The organism is Capsulimonas corticalis (genome assembly GCF_003574315.2).
Classification (GTDB): domain Bacteria; phylum Armatimonadota; class Armatimonadia; order Armatimonadales; family Capsulimonadaceae; genus Capsulimonas; species Capsulimonas corticalis.
Genome location: NZ_AP025739.1, coordinates 452,700 through 474,300 on the forward strand (window position 1 = coordinate 452,700; position 21,601 = coordinate 474,300).

The window sequence follows — 21,601 nt, forward strand, 5'->3', positions numbered from 1 at the left end:
AGCAGGCGCGCGATGATGGTGTCCGCGAACGGCGCGCGGTCGTCATCCAGTCCAAAGGGATGGGCATGCCCTTCGCCGCGCCCAATCTCCTCCTGCGTCTCCGCCGCCAGGGCAGGCGCGGGTGCGGCGATGGGTTCGACGGCAGGGAACAGGGCCGCTTCGGCGGCGGCGATGGCCGCCTTCTCCGCGTTGGACTTGCGGCCGCGCTTCTTCGGCGCGGCGGCCTCGGGAGCGGCGACGCTTTCCACGACGGGCGGCGGCGCGGCGGCCGGGGGCGCCTCATCCGCGATCAAGTCCAGCGTCTCTTCTTTGGGTTGGCGGGATTTCGTACTGGCGATGCGCGGCATGAGTTGCTCCTTGCTCAAAGAATCTTTCGGCGGATCGGACTGCTAGGCCGGGTCATTCGGAGACCGCGCCCGAGTCTTTCTTCCGGGTGCGCTGCTTGCGCAGCATGTTGACGATATCACGGAACTGCGTGGCGTCCTCGAACGCCTGGTACACCGACGCAAACCGAACGTATGCGACCTGATCCAGGCCATGCAGATGGTCCATGACCAGCTCGCCGATATCGGTGGAGGAGACTTCCTTCTCCAGGCGGTTCGTGAGCGTGCGGTCGATGTCGTCGACAATCCCCTGGAGCGTCTCCTCGGAGATGCTTCGCTTCTGACAGGCGACCCGGATCGAGCGCAGCAGCTTGGCGCGATCAAACGGCTCCCGCCGGCTTTCGCCATCGGGACCGGGCTTTTTGACGACGATCAGCTGCATCTCTTCGATGGTTTCGAAGGTCGTAAACCGCCGCCCGCAATGCTTGCACTCGCGACGACGCTTAATCGCCGTCCCCTCCTGCATGGGCCGCGAATCCAGCACCGCATCGTCATCGAATCGGCAATACGGACACTTCATTCCAAACACATTCCTTCAGCGCCGCAGGCTATATCTAGTAACGATGTGCATTGTAACATACTAAATATAGCCTGTCAATCCTAAAATCAAACATATTTTTGCTGGGAGATGGGTGCTCGGGGAATGCGGAAATGTCAAGAGTCTGGAGAAGTATTTTTGCGGGGGGAAGAGAGATTACGAATGTTTCGAAGGGGTTTCGAGGAAGAAGAGAAACCAGGCGTTCGTCCCTATTCCCCCAACTCGCTGAGGCTCGTCTTCCCCTTTTTCCCAGCAAGCCGCTTCGCGGGGGAAAAGGAGAGCGAATCCTTACAGCCCATTCACTCTCGATTGTGTCAGGAGGGAATGGGCTGTTCGTTTTTATACACTGGGTTTTGTCTTCAACGGCCACGAGACGAGTGAATGGAACTCAGTGAGTGGCTCCCCTTTTCCCCCGCGAAGCGGCTTGCTGGGAAAAAGGGGGAAGCGCGATAAAGCGCCGGGGGAATAGGGACGAACGCCCGGGAATAGGGATTAACGCGAGGTCCTCCCACCTCACCCCACCCTCACCACTTCCCACCGTAAATACTCAAACAGCGGCAGCGCCCGCAAGTGCCCCCAGACGGTTTCTTCGTCGGCCGCGCGCAGCAGAAGCCAGCCCTGGCGGTAATCGGAGGCGAGCTGGATCGATTTCAAGACTCCATGCGCCTTCAGCGACGCGACCGCGATACGTTCGGCGGCGACCAGTTCCGCGGGCGGTTCGCCGGTGAAGACGCCATGGACGACGAAGCTGGGGACCGTGTCTCGGAAGGTTTTATCGAGGTCGGAGAGGGCGGGCGTCCAGACGATCGGTTTTGTGGTTGTGAGAGCGCGCAGACGGGCGTCCCAGGCGTCCAAGAGGCCGGCGCGGCTGGCGTCGTCGATGTGCGCGACGGACCAGGAGACGAAGGGCGGCAGGACATCAAAGCCGGTAAAAGCAAGCATGCCGTGCTGAATGGGATACAGGATCTGGTCGATGCTTCCCTGAAGGCCGCTGGGCGAATACGCTGTCTCGACGCCACCCGTCGTCAGCGAGAGCAGAGCGCGCTTCCCCGTGAAAGCGCCTTTGTCGTACCAGAAGCCGCCGGCGTACACGCGCTTGTAGGCGAAGATGCGGTCCACCCAGCCTTTGAGGATCGCCGGGAGGCCGAACCACCATAAGGGGAATTGGAAGATGAGGGTATCGCACCACTCCAGCTTCTCGATCTCCGCCAGAATTTCCGGCGCAAAGCCGTCATGCTCCGTGGCGTATGCTTCCTCGGCCTGCTGCTTTAAGTAATCGGGATTGGCGATTGTCGTGAAGTTCGAACGGTCCGAGACGGGATTGAACCCCATGGCGTAGAGGTCCGAAACCTGCACTTCGTGTCCTTCGGCGGTCAAAGTCGCGACGGCGCGCTCGGTCAGCGCGCCGTTAAACGATTTCGGCTCGGCGTGCGCGTGTACGATCAACACTTTCATAATTTTCTCCTCGTATTCATAATGGAATGAGGATACTCCGTAGAATGGATGGATACAAGTACGCATATTTTTCAGGTATAGTCAGATAAATCATACTATTGGAGACGATCAATCATGGGCGAATTACCCAATGCGCTGCCGGGACGCCAGTATGTCTGCCCCGTCGAAGCCACGCTCGACGTCATCGGCGGCAAATGGAAAGGCGTCATTCTCTTCCATCTGATGGACGGGACCAAACGCTTCGGCGAGATGCGCCGACTGGTCCCCGCCGCCACGCAGCAGATGCTCACCGCCCAGCTGCGCGAGCTGGAGCAAGCCGGCGTCGTCCACCGCGAGGTCTACCGGGAAGTCCCGCCAAAGGTCGAATACAGCCTGACGCCCTTCGGCCACAGCCTCTGCCCCATCATCAATCTGATGTTCGACTGGGGCGTGGAATATATGACGGGCAAGCAAGCCGTCCCATCCCCATAAAACAAAACCGCAGACGCACATGGGAACTCTTTGGCGGACAACACACGTAGCCAAACAAAATAAACTACAACTGTAGTCAAACCAAGGAGAACACTCATATGCGAAACGCGGCGGCCCTGGCGGCTGTTATGCTGGCGATGGCGGGAATGAGAAGCGCGGCCCAGGCGCCGGACGCCTCGGAAAGTCCGGCGCCGCTGATCCAGCGCGGCGGGACGGTGGCGGTGAAGGTGGCGAATTATGACGCCGCGCGGACCCAGGTGATGGAAAGCGCGCGCATGCAGGGCGCGGAGCTGCTGGAGGCGAAGACGGTCGTCAATCCCAAGGGCGCAAAGAACGGCTGGATCAGTTTTTCCCTGCCGGCCGAGCGCGTGGGCGCGTTTTTGCCGGTCGCCTACGGGCTCGGCAAGCTCTACTCCGAGCACATGACCGCCACGAACAACGATTCGGAGCACGATATGCTGGCGCGACGCGTGGTCAGCCTCCAGCAGCACGAAACGCGTCTGGGCAGCGTGCTGCAAAGCCCGCGCCGGATGCGCGGAAGCGATATCCTTTACTTGCAGGAGCGCCTCTTTCGGGCGAATGTCGACGAAGGCGTGCTGCGCCAGCAGCGGATCGACCTGGAGCGCAATTCGCGCGTGAGCACGGTGACGGTGGAGATGTTCGAGCCGGGCGCCGTCCCCGTCACCACCGACGTCGTCCATATCGACCTGCGCCAGTGGTTCGCCGCCTCCGCCCTGCGCGCCCGCGAAGGTTTCGGCCGCCAGCTCGCCCGCGCCGCCACCGTCGGCGCCTACGCCCTCGTCTACGCTCCGATCTGGGTCCCGCTCCTACTCATCACCCTCCTGCTCCTTGCCTGGCTCTGGCGCCGGCGTCAGATCCTCCTCAACCTACTGCATAGCGCCTGGCTCCAGATCGCACGCCTCGCGCGTCTCTTCTGGGAATATCGAAACCGCCGCATTGAATTCGGCGGATAGTGGTCTCCCCATTCACTCTCAATAGACGCTCCCGGCGCCATTGCCGGGGGCGTCTCTCGCTCGTACTGCAATAATTGCCTTTATTTTAAAATTTTGTTGACGTTGCCATAAAAGCATGGTAGATTCATATATCAAGGAAAATCAATTTCCTGATGATATTATGGGGTTTTCCCGAAGGAATCTTTATTCAATGCAGAGCAATGTTCAGTCCAAGCGTGGTTTCACGCTCATCGAGCTACTCGTTGTTATCGCAATCATCGCCATTCTCGCTGCGATCCTCTTCCCGGTTTTCGCCAAGGCGCGCGAAAAGGCCCGGCAGATCTCCTGCGCCAGCAACTTGAAGCAATTAGGACTGGGAATGATGCAGTACATTCAGGACAACGACGAGCGGTTCCCGACCGGCTGGATGGGTCAGAGCACGGACATCAACGCCGGCAAGATCCAGTACTGGCCCTACGCGATTTACCCTTACGTGAAGAGCGCGGGCGTGTACAAGTGCCCGGATGACTCCCAGAACCATGCGTGCAGCTACCTGATCAACTCCAACGGCATCAACAGCTCGGACGGCACTCCCGGCAGCATCGCGCAAATCGACATGCCGGCCCAGCTGATCCTCCTGGCCGAAGGCTCTGTCGGCACGGGCGGCGACTGGGACGCAACCAACGCGACCACCGGCCATGGCCTGAACACCGACTACACAATCGCCGGCGGCAGCGACCGCATCTCCAACCCGAGCGCCGGCCTGCCGCGCCACACCCAGCGCATGAACATCGCCTTCATCGACGGCCATGTCAAAATTAGCCCCGTCATGCCGGCCGTCGTCAACGGCAACTACACGCCCGTCAAGAACGCCCTGCCCTACACCACCTGGATCGACACCCGAGGCGGCGGCTGGTGGTAATCGCCATCCGGCGAGCCTCACTCCCCTTCACAACCGCGCCGGGGCCACCGCCCCGGCGCATTTTACTTTGCCGACTTTGCCCGCAGGGGTTGCAATTTTCGCCGAACATGTGGATAATATCTTTATCCACGCCTCGTGGGGCTATAGCTCAGCTGGGAGAGCGCTTCATTCGCATTGAAGAGGTCAGCGGTTCGATCCCGCTTAGCTCCACCAATGAAAAAAGGCCGTCATTCGCAAGAATGGCGGCCTTTTTGCGTTCTTGCCGCCAGAGTCTCACGCTGGGTATAATCACCTTCATTGAATGTCCCAAAGGCGTTAAAACGGACGAGAGTTTGAGGCGAGTATTTGTATATCGAAAAGCTGACAATTCGGAACTTCCGGAGCTTTGGAACGGCGGAAATGAGCCTCAATTATCCTGGCCGTCCAGGCAAGCTCAGTCATCCGTCGCCACAACGCGCTCCGAACGTGAATTTGTTGCTTGGGGGCAACGGTTCCGGGAAATCCTCCATTTTTAAGGCCATTGCATTAGGCGTTCTTGCTCCCGTCATACCGTCCAGTGGCCTCAAAGCAGAATACTTTGTTCGCCGAGCCACGAGAGCAGGATCAAATACAGTCGCCAGTATTCAAAACAGCTCCTCATTCCAGAAGAGAGAGCCCGCCGAAAGCGCGAAAATCGAAGTCAGTTTGCTGCTTGGTGAGTCGGATACAGGGCTATCTCAGCCAATAACCATGATCGGACAAGCAATCGTTACGCTAAAAGGCGATGTCGAGGAGATCAGGACGACACACACAAACCCGCCTGCTTGGGATCGAATCTATGAGAATAACTCGCCGGCGTTTTTCCTTGCCGCTTACGGCGCGGGGCGACGCACAGAGCGCCCAGAGGGTTACAGCGAGCAGAATCGCACTCCCCGATACCAGCGTGTCGCCGGTCTTTTCGAGGAGCAGGTCGGATTGGCGCCGTTCACCTACGCTTATCTTCAGCTAAAATCGCGTGGGGCGTTCTCGGATGCTCGGCAGATCCTAAACGCGCTTCTGATCGAGGAAAACCTTTCATTAACCGAACACCAAGATGGTCTGGATCGCCCCCTGTTTGATAACAACGGAGTGCTTCTGCCATTCAATGCTCTCTCGGACGGTTATCGCGCTTTTATCGGCTGGGTCTGGGATTTGCTGTTGCAAATGTCCCGCGTTCTGCCTCCTAATTCTGCCGAGCCTCAGCTTGCGAACCTATCGGGAGTCGTCATCGTCGACGAAATCGATCTGTTCCTGCACCCGGCCTGGCAGAGGCGCGTTGTGGATCAAATCTCAGAGGCGTTCCCGAATATTCAATTCCTGTTCTCCAGCCATAGTCCGCTTGTGGCGGGAACGCTGGAAACGCAAAGCATCTATGTCCTGGATTCGGACGACAGCGGAGCAGTCATCGAACAGTACAACGAAGATATCTTTGGGCTTACCGCCAATCAAATCCTCACCAGCTCTTACTTCGGCCTCAGTTCGACACGCGCCCCCGATGCACCGCAAAATGACCTAGTGCGATTAGCGCTCAGCGATAAAGAAGAAGATCATCAATCCTTTCTCCGCCGAATGGTAAAGGATATTCCGCAAGAATGATCCGCTACCCAAAAGCGCTCCCTGAAATCGAAGCGTTAGTCGATGCGAAGGTCCCAGGTTGGCGACGAAACGCGGAGCGACGGACAGCGGCGATACTCCAACTCGGACATTATGCCGAAACGTCCGCCATTTGGAGTGAAGTCAAACCGGTGTTTATGGAGATCCAGCATAACAAATGCGCTTACTGCGAACAGCAGTTGGAAGGCGGCGAATTTGGAGCCATCGCGCACGATCTGGAGCACTACCGCCCCAAGAGAAACGTACGCGCTTGGCCAGCGGATCCGGCAAAATACGACTTCCCCACCGGAGAGGCCTTTCCGAACGGTTATTATCATCTGGCGTATCATCTCGGCAATTACGCCGCCGCCTGCAAAGTCTGCAACACCCTGATGAAATCCTACTTCTTCCCGGTCGCCTCCTCCCGCATCGCCGCCGGAGACGCTCCCGAAGATTATGCCGCAGAGAGGCCCTACCTCATCTATCCCATCGGAGTGTTGGATGAAGATCCGGAAGAGATTCTCGAGTTTGTCGGCGTCAACGCCCTCCCTCGACAAGGGCCTTCCGGGAGAAGAGCCCTTGTCACGATTGATTTCTTTGGCCTGAACTGAGAGAACCTCCAATTTCAAAGAGCCTTAACTCTCCTCGCAGTTTGGCTAGCGTTCAAAGGATCAGAACAGGGCGACAAAGAGGATATCTGGTATCTCAGTCAGCTGACATCCGGCCGTCTCTCGCACACCCTGTGCGCCAGATCTTTTTTGTCTCTATGCCAAACGGACCGTGCGCTGGCGGCAAGCATGATCGGCGAATTTCGGCAGATCATCGAACGCGGGCAGTAGCCATACAAAACAGCGTTTCGCCCCGCCCAGTTCACCAATAGGAAAACGGCCGCCATTCTTGCGAATGGCGGCCGTTTTGCTGTCTGAGGCGTTTCGCCTCTCCCCCCATTGAACCATTTTTGTTCCAAAATAATATATTGACAGATTTTTTCTTTGGTGCTATATTGGTACAGCACGAAGAATGCAGGGCAGTCGCGTTGGTCAGACATTTCGTCGTGGATGCATCTCAAGTGACGAAGGATCCAGATTTGCTCCAAAATTTGCACTCGTAATAAACCAGAGGATCTTAGAATGAAAAAATCACAATTCTTTCCCAGTCGACATTCCGGCTTTACTTTAATCGAACTGCTCGTTGTCATCGCTATCATCGCTATTCTTGCCGCCATTCTCTTCCCCGTTTTCGCCAAGGCGCGCGAAAAGGCGCGGCAAATTAGCTGCGCCTCGAATGAGAAGCAGCTTGGGCTGGGTTTTCTTCAGTACATTCAGGACAATGACGAATCGTTTCCCATCGGCCGTTCGGACTTCTTCTATTGCGCTGGCTGGGCGCACCCCGTGATGCCTTACCTCAAGTCAGTCGGCGTTTTCCAGTGCCCCGACGATCCCTCCCAGTACAGCCCGGCACCCGGCGTGCGATGGCAGCCGGTGTCCTATGTGGTTAACAATTCATTTCTGGGGGATGGCAACGGCCATCAGCCTGCCGCGCTCGCCAGCTTGAATGCGCCGGCGTCCACGGTGCTGTTGTGTGAGGCGTATGGTGTGGTGATGGACCTGAACCGCATCGACCAAACGGACTTTTCCTCTGCGGCGACCATGGACACGAACTACTGGTCGAACGGAGGCAAAGGCTGTCCGACCAACTGCTTCGCCAAGTATGCGACGGGCAATCCTCCGGGGAACCAGTTGAATCAGTACCAGGGAACGAACGGCGTGCATACGAACGGCTCGAACTTCCTGGCGGCGGACGGCCATGTCAAATGGCTTACCGCTACAAGGATCTCTCCGGGGAAAGACGCCTCCGCCGCGAACAACCCTGAGGATGACAGCGGGGAGCACGCCGCAGGCACTTCCTATATGAATGTCAATGGCGGCAGTTCCGGCAGCGCCACGCTGACATTCAGTAAGATCTAGCGAAGACCATCCTGGCTCATCCGTCATCGCGCCGGTCGTTTACGGCCGGCGCACGAGTACCGTTTAAGGTAAATATTGTGCGCTCCGCACATGCCTGGCGAATGAATTCGCGGCTAAAAGTACGGTCACCCGCCTCCGCGGATTCAGACTTTGTGCCGTGGGCTCCGAAGTCCGCGAAGGCGGACGGCTATACTTTTAGGCGCGAATTCATTCGCCGGCCTTCTGACGAGCAAACGCTAGAAATCATTTAACACAGTACTATCTCTATTTTCGTAAAGGCACTCTACTTTCTCATGATAGCATTGATTGGTTCTGCTCGCGCCGCCGGAATGGCGTTCGCGCTTTCGTGTTTTGGAGCGTCCGCTCATGTCTACGCATCGCCTTCCAGCGGTCCCATAACGACGCAGGCGGTGGTCTCCGGACTGCGTATTTCCGTCAGCGCAGTGGAGTCGGGAGCGTTTCATATCGTCGCCTGTCCCTCAGATGCGCCGGCGCCGCCGGACAGCCCGTTTGTGGTGGAGACTCAGCCGTGGGCTAAGGCGGCGATGCAGCGAGGCGCGGCGGGCGATGTTACTGTCCGCACTCCGGAAGCGGTTCTGCATCTTGCTCCCAATGGCGTTTTCACGGTTCGGGACGCCAAAAACACACTTCTTATTCAAAGCGGACGCATTGCGGCGACGCCCGAGGGAATCACGCTGGCGCTGTCTCATGGCGCGGACCAGCGGCTCTACGGCGCCGGGAACGCGGACTGGAATGTCAGCGGCGATCTGACTCACCCGTCGGGAACGCAGATCTTTCATAACGGCGTCACGCGCATTCCCTTTCTGTGGTCCACGGGGGGATATGGCGCCTTGATCGCCAACAACGAAAGCGGGATCTCCTGGTCCGACATGGCGAACACTCTGACCTGGCGGGTTCCCAGCGCATCGCTCAATTCCTATCTGATCGTTTCGGCCAAGGGCGGTTATGGACTGCTTGATGCCTACTCGCGCCTGACGGGGCGCGCGCCGATCCCGCCGCGCTGGACGTTCGGCTTTATGCAAAGCCGCTGGGGATATCAAGACGCCGCCGATATCCAGGACAAATGGCGGCAGTATCGAGACCGAAAGATCCCGATTGACGCCTTTGTCTATGATTACGACTGGTACAACGACGATTGGCAGGTCAACACCAAGAACTTTCCGGACGGCGCCTTCACGAAGATGAAGAGCATGCATCTGAAATTCGTCGGCATCCGCAAGCCGCGCGTGGAGGGCGACCATCTGGCCTACGCCCGAGCGCGGGGGTGGACGCTCCCCAGCCTCGACAATGTGAATAAGCCCGCCGACCGTGCGGAGAAGTCGGACGATAAAGCGGACCTGCACTTCGACAATCCCGAGGCGCGTTACTGGTGGTGGAGCCATCAGGCCCCGCTGATGAACGCCGGCGTGGATGGCTGGTGGAACGATGAGGCGGAGAACGCATACGATGAGTTCTTCCAGATGTGCCGGGGACAGTGGGAGGGACAGCGCGCCTTGAACTCGCGGCGAGTCTGGACGATCAACCGCTCGTTCGCACCGGGCATGCAGCGCTTCGGCGCGGCGGTCTGGTCGGGAGACATCAATAGCTCCTGGGCGACCCTCAGCAATCAGCCGGGAACGCTGATGAACTTCAGCATGGCTGGAATGCCTTACACCAGTTCGGATACCGGGGGCTTCTTTGGCCCGCCCACCCCGGAGCTTTATTCGCGATGGATGGAGCAGGCCGTGTTCACCCCGATCATGCGCGCGCACGGAATGCTCAACGAGCCGCGCTGGCCGTGGGCGTTTGGCGAGGAAGCGCAGACGGCCATGGTCCAGGCGATCCAACTGCGTTATCGCCTCATCCCCTACATCTATACCTGCGCCGCCGAAAACGCGCGGACGGCGGCGCCGCTGATGCGCCCCCTGTTTCTCGAATTCCCGCAGGACGCGAATACGTTCAATCTGAGAGACGAATGGTTCTTCGGCCCCAATGTGCTGGCGGCGCCCATCCTGACCGAAGGCGGATCGCGCGATGTATATCTTCCCGCCGGACGCTGGTACGATTTCAACACCAACGAGTCCGTCCAGGGCGGCCGAAAGATCTCCATCGTCAAAGCGCCGCTGGCGACGATCCCCGTTTACCTGCGCGCCGGCGGTATTCTTCCGCTGGGTCCCGTGCTCCAGTACACCGGGGAAAAGCCCATCGATCCATTGGAAGTGCGCGTTTATCCCGGCGCCGACGGAGCCTTTGCGCTCTATGAAGATTCCGGGGACGACTACGGCTACCTCCAGGGGCAGTCGGCGAAAATCCCCATGACATGGAGTGACAAGCGCCGCCAGTTTGTCCTCGGAAAGCGCGTCGGGACGTTTCCCGGCATGTCCAAAGCGCGCCGCATCGTGGTCAAGCTGCCGGATGGGCGCTCGCAGGCAGTGAACTACCAGGGCCAAAGGATGTCTGTCCAATTCTGAAGGGATTTCGCCGCTCGCGAACAATGATGCAGGAGCGAGGTATGGTGCTATAATGCGGGTAATGACTTTACCAGAATCGCAGTCTCCGATCTCCCCGGCGAAGCATCCCAAGAATACGGTGGCGAGTATGCTGCGCGACCATATTCAATCCGGGGAGTATAAGCCGGGAGATTGGCTTCCCACCGAGCGCTCCCTGGCCGAGGACCTGAGTGTGGACCGGCGCGTGGTCCGCATGGCGATCGATCAGCTCGTGCGGGACGGCCTGGTGATTCGCCGGCCGCACTGCCGCCCGATCGTCGGTCCCGCCGAAGATCTGCCGGCGGCCGCCCCGCCTCGCAAAGTCGAGATGTATGCGCCCGCCTCCAATTTGATCGCGCTGCTGATGTGGCATGGCGGCCATTTCGAGAACGGAGTCACCTCGCAGCAGCGAATCTTTTGGGGCATGAGCCAGGCGCTGGCGAACGCCGGCTATCACGCCGTGTTTATGGACGTGGGCGAGATTGACGTCGAGAAAGAAAACGCCGTCCGTGAGGCCGAACAGCTTCGCTCGCTGCTGAAGCGCGGCTTTGCCGGCGCCGTGTTCTATCCTTACGCCTATCGAAGCAACCGGGAACTGGCCGAGGAAGTTCAGCGGGTGATGCCGATCGTCACGATCGACCGGCGCATCGAAGGCGTGGAAACCGATTGCGTCAGCGTCAACAATCACCAGGCGATGTACGACACGATCCAGCACCTCATCCGCCAGGGCCATCGCCGGATCGCTTATGTGACGAAGAACGAGCAGATCCGAGCCGTCCAGGATCGCATTCAAGGCTATATGGACGCCATTCGGGAAGCCGAACTCGACGAGATAGTGCTCTCCATCCCCTCACGCGATCGCGAGCAAGTGTGGACATCGGTGGACATGATGTTCCACCTGCCCAAGGACGAGCGCCCAACAGCGGCGTCGGCGTTCAATGACTACGCCGCCGTGGACCTCGTGAAACGGCTCAAAAACATGGGCCTCTCCGTTCCCGGCGATGTCGCGGTGACGGGATTCGACGACATCGTCCCCATTCTTCCGACCGGCGTCGGCTTGACCACAATGGCGCAGCCTTACGAAGAGATCGGGCGAACCGCCGTGGAAGTCCTCCTTCAGCGGCTGAAAAGCCGCGCCGCCCCCGCCCGCTCCGTCGAACTGCCCGCGCGCCTGATGGCGCGTGAGAGCAGCCTCGGGCCGCCCTCTTAGCCGCTTTTTGCTTTAGCGCTCCCATCCTCCGTGCAATATTTCCCTGTAGAAATACGTGTTATTAGCCGACAAGTGAGTAGATATCCACAGGAACGTCTCAACGTACGTCCAGGAAATTCACAGATTTACCCGCCGCTGCGGATCGGCTAGGACAGGAGAAGAATTTTGTTCACCAATTTGAAGATCGCATACAAGCTTGCGATCGGTTTTGGGTTTTGTTTACTGCTGTCGGCTGCGCTCACAGGCGTCGCAATTCGTCAGATGGCGAACGAGAACCATATCACGGACCTTTTTGTGACGGACACCGTTCCGGATCTCCAGGACATGAAGACGATCGAGGGGGAATCCAAGCAGCTGCGGATCTTGCAATATCGTCACTTGCTGACGAAAGACAGCGCGGGCAAGGGAGAGGTCGAGGCGAGTATGACGGCGTCGATCGATAAGACGACGAAGGCGGTCCAGCATAACGTCGATTCGGCCGTCGCGCCTCAGGACATCCAAAACACCCATATCCTCCAGCAAAAGTGGAATGAATACTTAGGATATCAAGAGAAGTTTCTCGCCGCGAGCCACAAAAATGACGTCGCCGCCGGCTCCCTCCTCCTGAATGGAGACATGCTCCACACCTTTCTCGACATCAGCGCGAAGATCAGCGACATGAGCGCCTGGATTGTCCAGAACAGCGATAATAACGCCAAGCGATCGGAAGCGGCGTATCACGATGGAGTTCTGCTGCTGACCGGCCTCTTAGCGGCGTCCCTGATCCTGGGCTGCGCCTTCGCGCTGATCATCACGCGCCAGATTACCCAGCCGCTGCGGCTCGTTTCCGAAGGCTACAACAGCATTCGCACCATCTGCGTCGCCAACTTGAATAAAGCGATCACTGCCCTGGAGCGCGGAGATCTGACGGTGCATGTCGTTCCCCAGACAAAACCGATCGAGGTCAAGTCACGTGATGAGATCGGCCAGGTCACGGTGACCTTCAACGAGATGCTGAACACCATGAAGGAAACCATCCTCTCATTCACACGCTCACAGGCGTCACTGACCGGCGTCGTCGGCCAGCTCCAGCTCGCAGCGGCACAAGTCACCCAGTCTTCCGCCTCCGTCGTCAGCGTGGCGCAGCAGGTCGGTTCGGGTTCCGAGGAGATCAGCGCGACGATGGGCGAAGTCTCCAGCGCCAGCGAGCAGTCGGCGCGCGGCGCCAGCGAAGTGGCGCAGGGCGCGGCCAGCCAGGCCGTGGCGCTCGCCAGCAGTCGCGAGCGTCTCAAGAACCTGACCGGATCCATCGACAGCGTCGTCCACAGCGCCGGCGAAGCCAGCGGCGCGGCCAGCGACGCCGCCGGAGCCGCCGAGCGCGGCGCCAGCACGGTGGCGCGCTCCATCCAAAGCATCCGCTCCATCGAGCAGACCATCGACGCCAGCGCGGAGACGATGGGCATGCTCAGCGAATCGGCGCGCACGATCGGCTCGATCGTCGAGACGATCAACCAGATCGCCGAGCAGACGAACCTGCTTGCCCTGAACGCGGCGATCGAGGCGGCGCGGGCCGGGGAATCGGGCCGTGGCTTTGCGGTGGTGGCGGAGGAAGTGCGCAAGCTGGCGGAGCGTTCTGCGGTGGCGACGCGTGAGATCACGTCGATGATCGCGACGGTTCAGGAGCGCACGCAGGCGGCGACGGCGGCGACGGCGAAGGGCCGTCAGGAAGCGGCGACGGGCGTTGGCCTGGCCGGGGAAGTAGAAACGGCTTTGGCGGAGATCGCCCGCCATGCGGCGTCCGTGGCGGCGCGGATCGCGGGGATCGACGAGGCGACTCGCCAGATGAGCGCCGAGTCCAACCGGATCAGCGCGGAGATCGACGGCGTGGCGGCGGTCGTGGAGCAGAGCAGCGCCGCCGCCGAGCAGATGAGCGCGTCAGCGGAGCAGGTGTCGGCGTCGATTCAGAGCGTTTCGGCGATGAGCGGCCAGCAAGCGCAGTCCGCCGCGAGCTTGCTGCAAAGCTCCAGCGATCTGAGCGATGTCGCCGAGACGCTTTCCGAAACCGTACGCGGATTCAAAGTGGAAGAATCAGGCGCGACAAAGCTAACGCTGCTCAAGGCCGCCTAGCATCGGAGGTTCCGTAAACGAGAGAGGGGCGAGGCCGATACAACGGCCCCGCCCCTTTCGTTTGTCAGTAGTTCTTAGATCTGAATCATCAGGACCGGAACTGGTTTCTCGCTCTGGACAATCGAAATGCGCGCCACGCGGTATGACCCATCGTCGGTTTCGATGGCCGATTGGAATCCCAGCGCAACCGGGCGGACGATCTTCCCGACACGTTCCTGTAGTCGAATTCGCAAATCATATTCTCCGGGCGGGATATCGCCGGGGATGCTCAAGGGATAGTCCTCGACGCAGTCTTCGTCTGGCCGCCACCGGCGGTTGCCGGAATCGGGGATCACTTCATGGCGCTCGTCGCTGCCGCTGGAGAGAGTGAGGACCAGTTCGAAGATGTGATAGGATGGCGCAACGCCCGCGTTGCGCCAGGTAAGTCGAATCTGAGTTGTCTGGCCCGGCGACAGCGTATCCGCAAGCTGGATCGTCTGGACGAAGTACCAGTAGCCGGAGCGATTGGCCAGGCGAGCCGCAGTGAGCGGGTTATCCTCCAGAAAGACACGGGCGTCGCCATGGTAGCCGATCCATGTGGCGCGCATCAGTTCCATGGCGCCTTCCAGCGTAGCCGCGCCGCGCACGGAGCCGTTGGCGCCGGACCATGTCGGGTCGGCGTCTCCCGTACACATCCCGTAGTGCTGAATTTCGAGGATCGTCGGCCGATCGCCGGCGACACGCGCGAAGTATTCCGGCGAACGCACGGAGTGGCTGTCGGGATAAACGTCCATATAATAGCGCACAAGGATGCTGTCGTCCCGAAATGTGATCCCGCTTTCAACGAGGTAGTCGAGCATCAGGCGGCTGTCGTCCGCGGTGACGCCTTCGTACGGAAGATCGTCGGAAACGGCAAGCAGGGACTTTCGATAATGCCGCTTGTGGATGTCGATGTGCTGCTTCAGGACTTCAAATGGAAGCTGGAGACGGTCGGTGGCGCTGTTGTGTCCCTCGCCCCATTCGCCGTAACTCCCAATATCCACATATTCCACCCAGGGCTGACCGTCATAATGGGCGGCGAACGCTTCATGAAAGGCGTCAAGCGCCTGAAGAAAGACCGGATCGCCATACTCGGGGCGCCAATCCCCCTTGCTGCAAAAGGAATCGATGAAGCGGCCCTGGCATCCGAGTACGCGCACCCATTCCGGCGTGGCGTACACGGTCCCGGTTTCCTTGCACGTGATTCGGAAGCTGATCGTATAGCCCTTGGCCACCCACTTGCGGATGACATCGTCGATCAGCGCCCATTGAAAAACGCCTTGCTCCGGCTCCAGGTCACTCCAGGGAAGACGCAAGTAGAGGTGGTTCAGCCCAGGAAACCGCTCAAGATCCTCATCGCGCTCCGGCATATAATGGGTTATGCCGTTGTCGAAATAGTGGTGATACCAGCCCTTGTGGGGATTTCGGAGAACCCGATCGGTATCCCAGAATTGAGAAAGGTCCGTTGTCATCATCATGCTGTATGCTTGCCTCTGAAAAGATCCGCCCCGAAGCGCCCGGCTTTCATGGAGTGGGAGTGACTGTGACTTCATTGGAATTGGCGAGTTCATTGCCGCTTCCATCCAGCGCCGCCACCGTAAAGTAATAAGCAGTCCCCGCCGTCAATCCCGTGTTCGTATAACTGGTGCTTCCCCAGCCCGTCACTACCCAGGAGTAACCGGAACCGCTGGTCGCACTGCGCTTGACGCGATAGCTCGACGCTCCCGAATACGCGCTCCACGATAAGGCGGCCTGATGGCTGCCCGCCGTTCCTGTCAGCGTAATGGCGTTCCCGGCGCCTGGCGCAACGGGAGTGGTTTTGACCTCGTTGGAGTTGGCCAGTTCGTTGCCGCTGGCGTCGAGCGCGGCGACGACGTAGTAGTAGCTTACGCCGTTGGTCAATCCGGTGTTGGTGTAGCTCGTGCTGCCCCAGCCGGTCACGACCCAGGAGTAGCCCGAGCCGCTCGTCGCGCTGCGCTTGACTCGGTAGCTGGAGACGCCTGAGTATGCGTTCCAGGTGAGAGACACTTGAGCATTGCCGACTGTGCCGGACAGGGTAATGGAGTTACCGCCGCCGCCTCCACCACCCGTTCCGCTCCATCCCATGACGCCGCTAATCCAAGGCGTGATGGCGTTCGCCATCACGATGTGGTCTGCGGCGCGGGGGTGCCCGCCGTGACCGGTACCGGCGAATGTCTTGGTATAGACGTTAGTTCCCGCGACCGCATTGAACGTGTCGTTGTACCATGTGTACTGGTTCTGGCCAGGCGTCGTGGCGTCGTCGATGCTTGTGTTGATGCAGAAAATCTTGACGCCGGGATACTTGCCCTGTAACCCGGAGATCAGGTTCTTATAGGCCGCGATGAACGTGGCCTCGCTGACGCCGCGATAGATATCGTTGTGGCCGATCCCAATGACGATCGCCTGGGGGCGCCATTTTGTGAAGTCCCATTCGGAAACCGTGGAGGGGTCCGTGCTAAACGAATCCCAGCGCGATTTATGCCAGTAGTTCGTGAGGGTCGCCGAATCATTGGTGCTTGGCAGGAAGCTGGAACAAAGTCCCGCGCCGCCATGCGACACGAAACGCGCCTCCGCATTGAGGCTGCGCGCCGTGATGGCGCCAAATGTATCGTAGTTGTTCTGTGAATACTGACCATCGTCGCTCGTGTTGGGATTGGAGTTCGTCGCATCGATCGATCCGCCGGAAGTCACCGAGTCGCCGTAGTACTCAATGCGGCGTGACGATGGGGCATCCGGCGCCAGCAATGTTCCTCCCGTATCGAGCTTGATATTGTTGATCCAGCACGGATATTCCGTATCGCTTGTCCGGTAGAGCAGGAGCGTATGCGCGGCGCTCGAATTCAGCCCCGTGGCGATGGCGACATCCTGTCCGTTGCCGGCGTTCAGGCCGATCAGCGCGGGCACGGAGAGTTTCACCCCGTCAAGGAAGCAGGCATAGTCAACTGTATAGCCCCAGTTATCCTGGAAGTTGCCGGAGATCGTCGCGCTGCCCGTGAACTTGATCGTAACGGTCTGACCTGTCCAGGCCATCGCGCCGAGATTCTCCATACGCCCGTTGTAGTAGATGTGCGAGTCCGTTCCACTGAAAGTCGCCTGCGCCTGCGCGCACGCCGCCATTCCCGCGATCCCCGCCAATACGGCGATACTTGCGGCCGCCGCGCGGCCCAAAGCGCGGATACGCCGCGTTGGAATATTTGCGTTGGCGCGCAGGGAATTTGTGATCTTGAACATATCGTCTCTTTCTCTTCTCCTGGTCGAAAAAATCGCGGCTTTACGGAGTGGGAGTGACTTTGACCTCGTTGGAATTGGCGAGTTCATTGCCGCTTCCGTCAAGCGCCGCCACCGTAAAGTAATAAGCAGTCCCCGCCGTCAATCCCGTGTTCGTATAACTGGTGCTTCCCCAGCCCGTCACCACCCATGAGTAACCGGAACCGCTGGTCGCGCTGCGCTTAACGCGATAGCTCGACGCTCCCGAATACGCGCTCCACGATAAGGCGGCCTGATGGCTGCCTGCCGCGCCGGAAAGGGTGATTGTCCCGCCCGCACTGGCGAAGGTGATGGAATTGAGGTTGAAGTTGGCGGCGTCCTCGACAAGGGTCAGGACTTGCGCGCCTGCGGGAAGCGTCACGTTTGCCGTGACATTCGTGAAGGTTTGCCATGCGCCGGTGTTGGGAACGTTCACGGCTCCGGAGAGGTTCGTTCCGCTAGCGTTCTGCAGATGGAACGCTCCGGTTTGACCGGTCGTGGACGCTACACGGAAAGTGACCGTATACGCACCCGCCGCGGCGACGTTGACCGTGTACTTGAGGTATTCCCCGGCGGCAGTCCAGCCGACGTTGTAACCGCCGCCCGTATCGGTTGTGGCTTCGATGTCCACGCCGTCGTTGCGGTATGCGCCGCCGTTGTTTGCGCTGTCCGTATCATGGTAAGCTACGCCTTCGCCGCCATTGTCGTAGTCCTCGGCCTGCAGGACGCCGGGAATGTTATGCGGGCCGTTATAGACCGATTCCCCGCCGACGGGAGCGGGATATTTCCAGACGCCATAGCATTCGCCGAACGCCCATAGCTCGCGGGTGCTCGGGTTGACGCGGACGCAGTACGCCTCATGACCGCCGTCCAGACCGGTTCCGCCGACCTGTTTGGTGAGATTTGTCCACGTCGCCCCCGCATTCGTGGACTTGGCGACGGCCAAGTTGGTGCAATAAAGGTCGGCGTGGTTGCCGATGTACATGATATTGGGATCGACGGGATCGACACAGACCGTCGCCACGCGTCCATAGCTGTTATTGTTGTCCGCGGGGAGACTGCCGGTGATGTCGCTTTCGGTCGTTCCGTCCCACGTTCGCAGTTCGCGAAGATCGTCGGCGACATACACGCGGCCGTTCTTCCAGTTATAGGCGATATCACGGATAAAACTATCGTTAAACTGATGGACGAATTGCCATGTGGCGCCATGATCCGTGGATTTGATCACGGTATTGCCGCTGGCGCCGTACAGCGCGTGATCGCCGTTAGGATCCCCATTGTAGGTGAAGACGCCATCGCACCAGGCGACGTTGTTGATATAGACGCTTCCATGCCATGTCGCGCCTTTGTCGGATGTTCGGAAGTGACCGTAGTAGGCCATGCTGGAGTTGGAGGGATCGGGCGTGACGACTTTGAAGTTGCCGCCGCTGACCACACAGGGATTGTTGCTGTCGTCGGCGTTGGGAGCGTTCAGCCAATCGTTGTAAGTCACGCCGCCATCCGTCGTGCGTCGAATGGTCGTGTCCCCATTCCATGCCTGTGCGTCTCCGGCAATCATGATGCTGGAATCGAACGCATAGCCTCCATACTGATAGCCTCCCCATCCCGGACTGTTGTCCGTGGAGTTGTTCGTCTGGTGCGGATCTAGATATTGCCAGGTGTCGCCACCGTTGGTCGTGACCGCCGACTCGTAATCCTGCGACGTCACCATCAGCAGGTTGGCGTTGAACGGGTTGAAGTTGTAGATCGTATCGCATGTGAACGCTGTATAGCCATTGTTGCAATACGAGAAGTTCGATCCGCCATCCGTGCTTTTAAAAACCTGGTCGTCGGCATTGTCCCAGATTGTGCCGGCGACGGTCGGGTGAAAGCAGCTTGTCTGGGTGCGAGCGATCATATCGACATTGCGGAAGGCATTGGTCTTGCTGGCGCTGGGCGCCACCCAGTTGTTGCCGCCGTCAGTCGAGTAATAATGCGGGTGCTGCGCCCAGTATCCGGTATCGTGGCAGAGGGAGAGGTAATTGGCGTTGGCGGGGCTCGCCTCAATGCGGAACCAGCCGGGACCGCCATTCCATGCAGATGTCGGCAGCCCCCCGCCGCCTTTCTTGGTCCAGGTACCGCCGCCGTCGGTCGAGAGTTCGATGTCGAAGCTTCGAACGGTATAGATCCAATTCGGCTGATTGGAGGAGACAGCGACCCCGAAGATCTGGCCGGTCTGAATTTTTGTGAATGCGCCGCCCGAGTATTTGTACAGCCCGTCGCTGGCGCCCACATAGAGCGCGCCATTGAGCGGGCTGACCGCAAGGTAGGAACCCGCGTAGCTTGTGGTAAGGTGGGTCCAGCTCACTCCGTTATTCGTGGACTTCCAGATGCCCTGATCACCGCTGGCGATATTCGTGGACGTACACCAGTAAACGGTTTGCGTTGCTCCCCCGGAAACGCTCGTTGGATCAAAGACCAGAATGCGTGCGCCCCGGCCTCCGGACACACTGTCGAGATCGTTGTCTTTGGGCAGAACGTTCGTCCAGGAATTGCCCTGATCGGCAGAACGCCAGACGCCGTGGAAGCCAAAGCGCGACCCTCCGTTCGCGCCGATCGAGAGCATCACGTTGCTGTTTGCAGGATCGATGGCGACATAAGCGCTGCCGCGTGGTTTGTAGCCCACATCGATCGGCTGCCATTGTGCGCCGGAGTTCGTGCTTCGGTAGAGGCCGCCGACATCGGTGCCGAAAATCAGGACGCTGCCGGTGCTGTCCGACGCGATATTGGTGATCACCTGACAGCCTTCCCCGCCCGGTTGCCCATTCGCTTTCGCGGCGGCATTGCGCAATGGAACCTGCACCCACTGCGCCATCACTCCTTGCGCGCACAGGAAGGAAATCGCCGCAGCGGCGAGGGCGCCGCGGACGGAGCGCGCGGCTTGGCCCCATTGCGAACGCCTTGTGTTGAGAAATCGTTCTTCTTCGATCATCGATTGTCTCCTTAAGATAGGCCGTATCTATACGGCAATTGCAGCTAATAATACTAATTTGTGGAACAGGACAACCCGATTGTAGACCTTTGCTGTCGAGGGCCCATCGGGAATCCTGCGTTTCCCGATGAGCGCCGCTTGTTACTTTGGACCGGAAGCAGCCGAAGCGCCCGGGTTGTCCGCCCGCTTCCCCGGCGCCACGTTGCTGGCCTGCTGCTGCGCGTTCAGTTTGGCCAGCATCTCGGGGGTCGGATGCTTGTACTTCTCCCACTGCTCACGCGTGGCCTGATCTTCCGTCTTCTTCGCCCCGCAGCCACAGACGCAAAGAGCGCAGCAGGCAAGAAGAACAGCAGTCGGGAGTATGCTTTTGCCCATTCGTTTGACGATACCGATCATAAACATACCCTTCATAAACGCACCCTTTAATTACGCGCCGCGTTCCACATATTATGATCCGGATCACCCGCGCGGTCCGGGTCGGTCTGGATCGGCAGCAACGATTTGACATGTCCGTCACAGAATGCAAAGTTCGCCCGACCGGTATGCGCGGCCGTAACAGCCCCATTCGGTCCGAAGGGATAGTTGCCGGTCGCTTTTCCGTCGGGGATTTCCCCGAAGCCCAGGAAACCGTCCTGCCAGGATTGCCCGATAAAAGAAGCGGAAGCAAAAATGCCGTCCCCTTTCTGAGCGCTGTTGTGGGCGACGGATTCGGCATTGTGAGCTTCCGCAATCAGGATCGTGTCCGCCGGTCGATTGATCGATGCGAGCGAGGGGGTAACCAGAGGGGTTGCTCCCGTGGCCCAGTCCCCCCCGGGAGACATGGGACCACAGGTGGCGAACCCGGAATCGCACAAGAAGGTGTTGACGTGATAAGACTTAGCAGGCACGCCGTTGCCTGTCACGGCGGCGCTGTCGTCAGGGCATCGGAACACGTTATAGCTCTTCACGTACGGCTGCGTGGTGTAAGCCCATGTCCACCACCATCCCCATCCGCCCCCGTCATCTTTCTCATTGGCCAGCGGAAACTTCTCGTCATAATCCTGAGCGTACTGAATGAGCCCCAGAGAGAGCTGCTTCATGTTGCTGGCGCAGCTAATTTGCCGGGCCTTTTCCCGCGCTTTCGCGAAGACAGGGAAAAGGATCGCAGCAAGAATAGCAATTATTGCAATAACAACGAGAAGTTCGATCAGCGTAAAACCAGTTTTTTTCACTCTTGCCTCCAATTTGCTTGGGTGAATCG

Annotated in this window: 15 protein-coding genes, 1 tRNA gene and 1 pseudogene; 10 read left to right on the forward strand and 7 right to left on the reverse strand. The window is 59.2% G+C overall.

The window, feature by feature from the left end; all coding sequences use genetic code 11:
* Positions 1 to 399: 399 nt before the first annotated feature.
* Positions 400 to 903 carry a transcriptional regulator NrdR gene (nrdR, locus tag D5261_RS02045; RefSeq protein WP_119323903.1) on the reverse strand — a complete coding sequence of 168 codons (504 nt, stop codon included), beginning with the start codon at positions 901 to 903 and terminating at the stop codon, positions 400 to 402.
* A gap of 822 nt (positions 904 to 1,725) precedes the next feature.
* A pseudogene (locus D5261_RS02050) lies at positions 1,726 to 2,376 on the reverse strand (NAD(P)H-dependent oxidoreductase); the annotation flags it as partial.
* 114 nt (positions 2,377 to 2,490) lie between these two features.
* Between D5261_RS02050 and D5261_RS02055 the strand changes: the two are divergent.
* The 10 genes from D5261_RS02055 to D5261_RS02100 all read left to right on the forward strand — a co-directional run bounded on the left by D5261_RS02055 (position 2,491) and on the right by D5261_RS02100 (position 14,105).
* Entirely contained in the window at positions 2,491 to 2,847 is a 357-nt protein-coding gene (locus D5261_RS02055) for a winged helix-turn-helix transcriptional regulator (RefSeq protein ID WP_119323901.1), read from the forward strand.
* Positions 2,848 to 2,945: 98 nt separating this feature from the next.
* The gene (locus tag D5261_RS02060; RefSeq protein WP_119323900.1) at positions 2,946 to 3,821 is read left to right on the forward strand and encodes a DUF4349 domain-containing protein; all 876 of its coding nucleotides are present in this window, start codon (positions 2,946 to 2,948) and stop codon (positions 3,819 to 3,821) included.
* A 190-nt stretch (positions 3,822 to 4,011) separates the two neighbouring features.
* Entirely contained in the window at positions 4,012 to 4,722 is a 711-nt protein-coding gene (locus tag D5261_RS02065; RefSeq protein ID WP_119323899.1) for a DUF1559 family PulG-like putative transporter, read from the forward strand.
* A 137-nt stretch (positions 4,723 to 4,859) separates the two neighbouring features.
* Positions 4,860 to 4,935: transfer RNA gene (locus D5261_RS02070), tRNA-Ala, on the forward strand.
* 132 nt (positions 4,936 to 5,067) lie between these two features.
* Positions 5,068 to 6,336 (forward strand): AAA family ATPase, encoded by a 1,269-nt coding sequence (locus D5261_RS02075; RefSeq protein WP_119323898.1) that lies wholly within the window; start codon positions 5,068 to 5,070, stop codon positions 6,334 to 6,336.
* Positions 6,333 to 6,944, forward strand: a complete 612-nt coding sequence (locus D5261_RS02080; protein ID WP_125206247.1) for a hypothetical protein — start codon at positions 6,333 to 6,335, stop codon at positions 6,942 to 6,944. The genes D5261_RS02075 and D5261_RS02080 overlap by 4 nt, the downstream gene beginning before the upstream one ends.
* 519 nt (positions 6,945 to 7,463) lie before the next feature.
* Entirely contained in the window at positions 7,464 to 8,300 is an 837-nt protein-coding gene (locus D5261_RS02085) for a DUF1559 family PulG-like putative transporter (RefSeq protein ID WP_119323896.1), read from the forward strand.
* Positions 8,301 to 8,593: 293 nt separating this feature from the next.
* Entirely contained in the window at positions 8,594 to 10,771 is a 2,178-nt protein-coding gene (locus tag D5261_RS02090) for a TIM-barrel domain-containing protein (protein WP_119323895.1), read from the forward strand.
* A gap of 61 nt (positions 10,772 to 10,832) precedes the next feature.
* Positions 10,833 to 11,999: a GntR family transcriptional regulator gene (locus D5261_RS02095; protein WP_165864523.1), complete on the forward strand. Its 1,167-nt coding sequence runs from the start codon at positions 10,833 to 10,835 to the stop codon at positions 11,997 to 11,999.
* Between the two features lie 165 nt (positions 12,000 to 12,164).
* Positions 12,165 to 14,105: a methyl-accepting chemotaxis protein gene (locus tag D5261_RS02100; RefSeq protein ID WP_119323893.1), complete on the forward strand. Its 1,941-nt coding sequence runs from the start codon at positions 12,165 to 12,167 to the stop codon at positions 14,103 to 14,105.
* 74 nt (positions 14,106 to 14,179) lie between these two features.
* Here D5261_RS02100 and D5261_RS02105 read toward each other — a convergent pair whose 3' ends face one another.
* The 5 genes from D5261_RS02105 to D5261_RS02125 all read right to left on the reverse strand — a co-directional run bounded on the left by D5261_RS02105 (position 14,180) and on the right by D5261_RS02125 (position 21,572).
* Positions 14,180 to 15,601 carry a DUF4832 domain-containing protein gene (locus tag D5261_RS02105; protein ID WP_165864522.1) on the reverse strand — a complete coding sequence of 474 codons (1,422 nt, stop codon included), beginning with the start codon at positions 15,599 to 15,601 and terminating at the stop codon, positions 14,180 to 14,182.
* A 46-nt stretch (positions 15,602 to 15,647) separates the two neighbouring features.
* A complete protein-coding gene (locus D5261_RS02110) occupies positions 15,648 to 17,375 on the reverse strand; it encodes a fibronectin type III domain-containing protein (RefSeq protein ID WP_165864521.1) in 1,728 nt (575 codons plus the stop codon).
* Between the two features lie 40 nt (positions 17,376 to 17,415).
* A complete protein-coding gene (locus D5261_RS02115) occupies positions 17,416 to 20,361 on the reverse strand; it encodes a carbohydrate-binding protein (RefSeq protein WP_218025722.1) in 2,946 nt (981 codons plus the stop codon).
* Positions 20,362 to 20,502: 141 nt separating this feature from the next.
* Positions 20,503 to 20,757, reverse strand: a complete 255-nt coding sequence (locus D5261_RS02120) for a hypothetical protein (RefSeq protein WP_125206246.1) — start codon at positions 20,755 to 20,757, stop codon at positions 20,503 to 20,505.
* Positions 20,758 to 20,783: 26 nt separating this feature from the next.
* Entirely contained in the window at positions 20,784 to 21,572 is a 789-nt protein-coding gene (locus tag D5261_RS02125; protein ID WP_218025721.1) for a DUF1559 family PulG-like putative transporter, read from the reverse strand.
* Positions 21,573 to 21,601 lie beyond the last annotated feature (29 nt).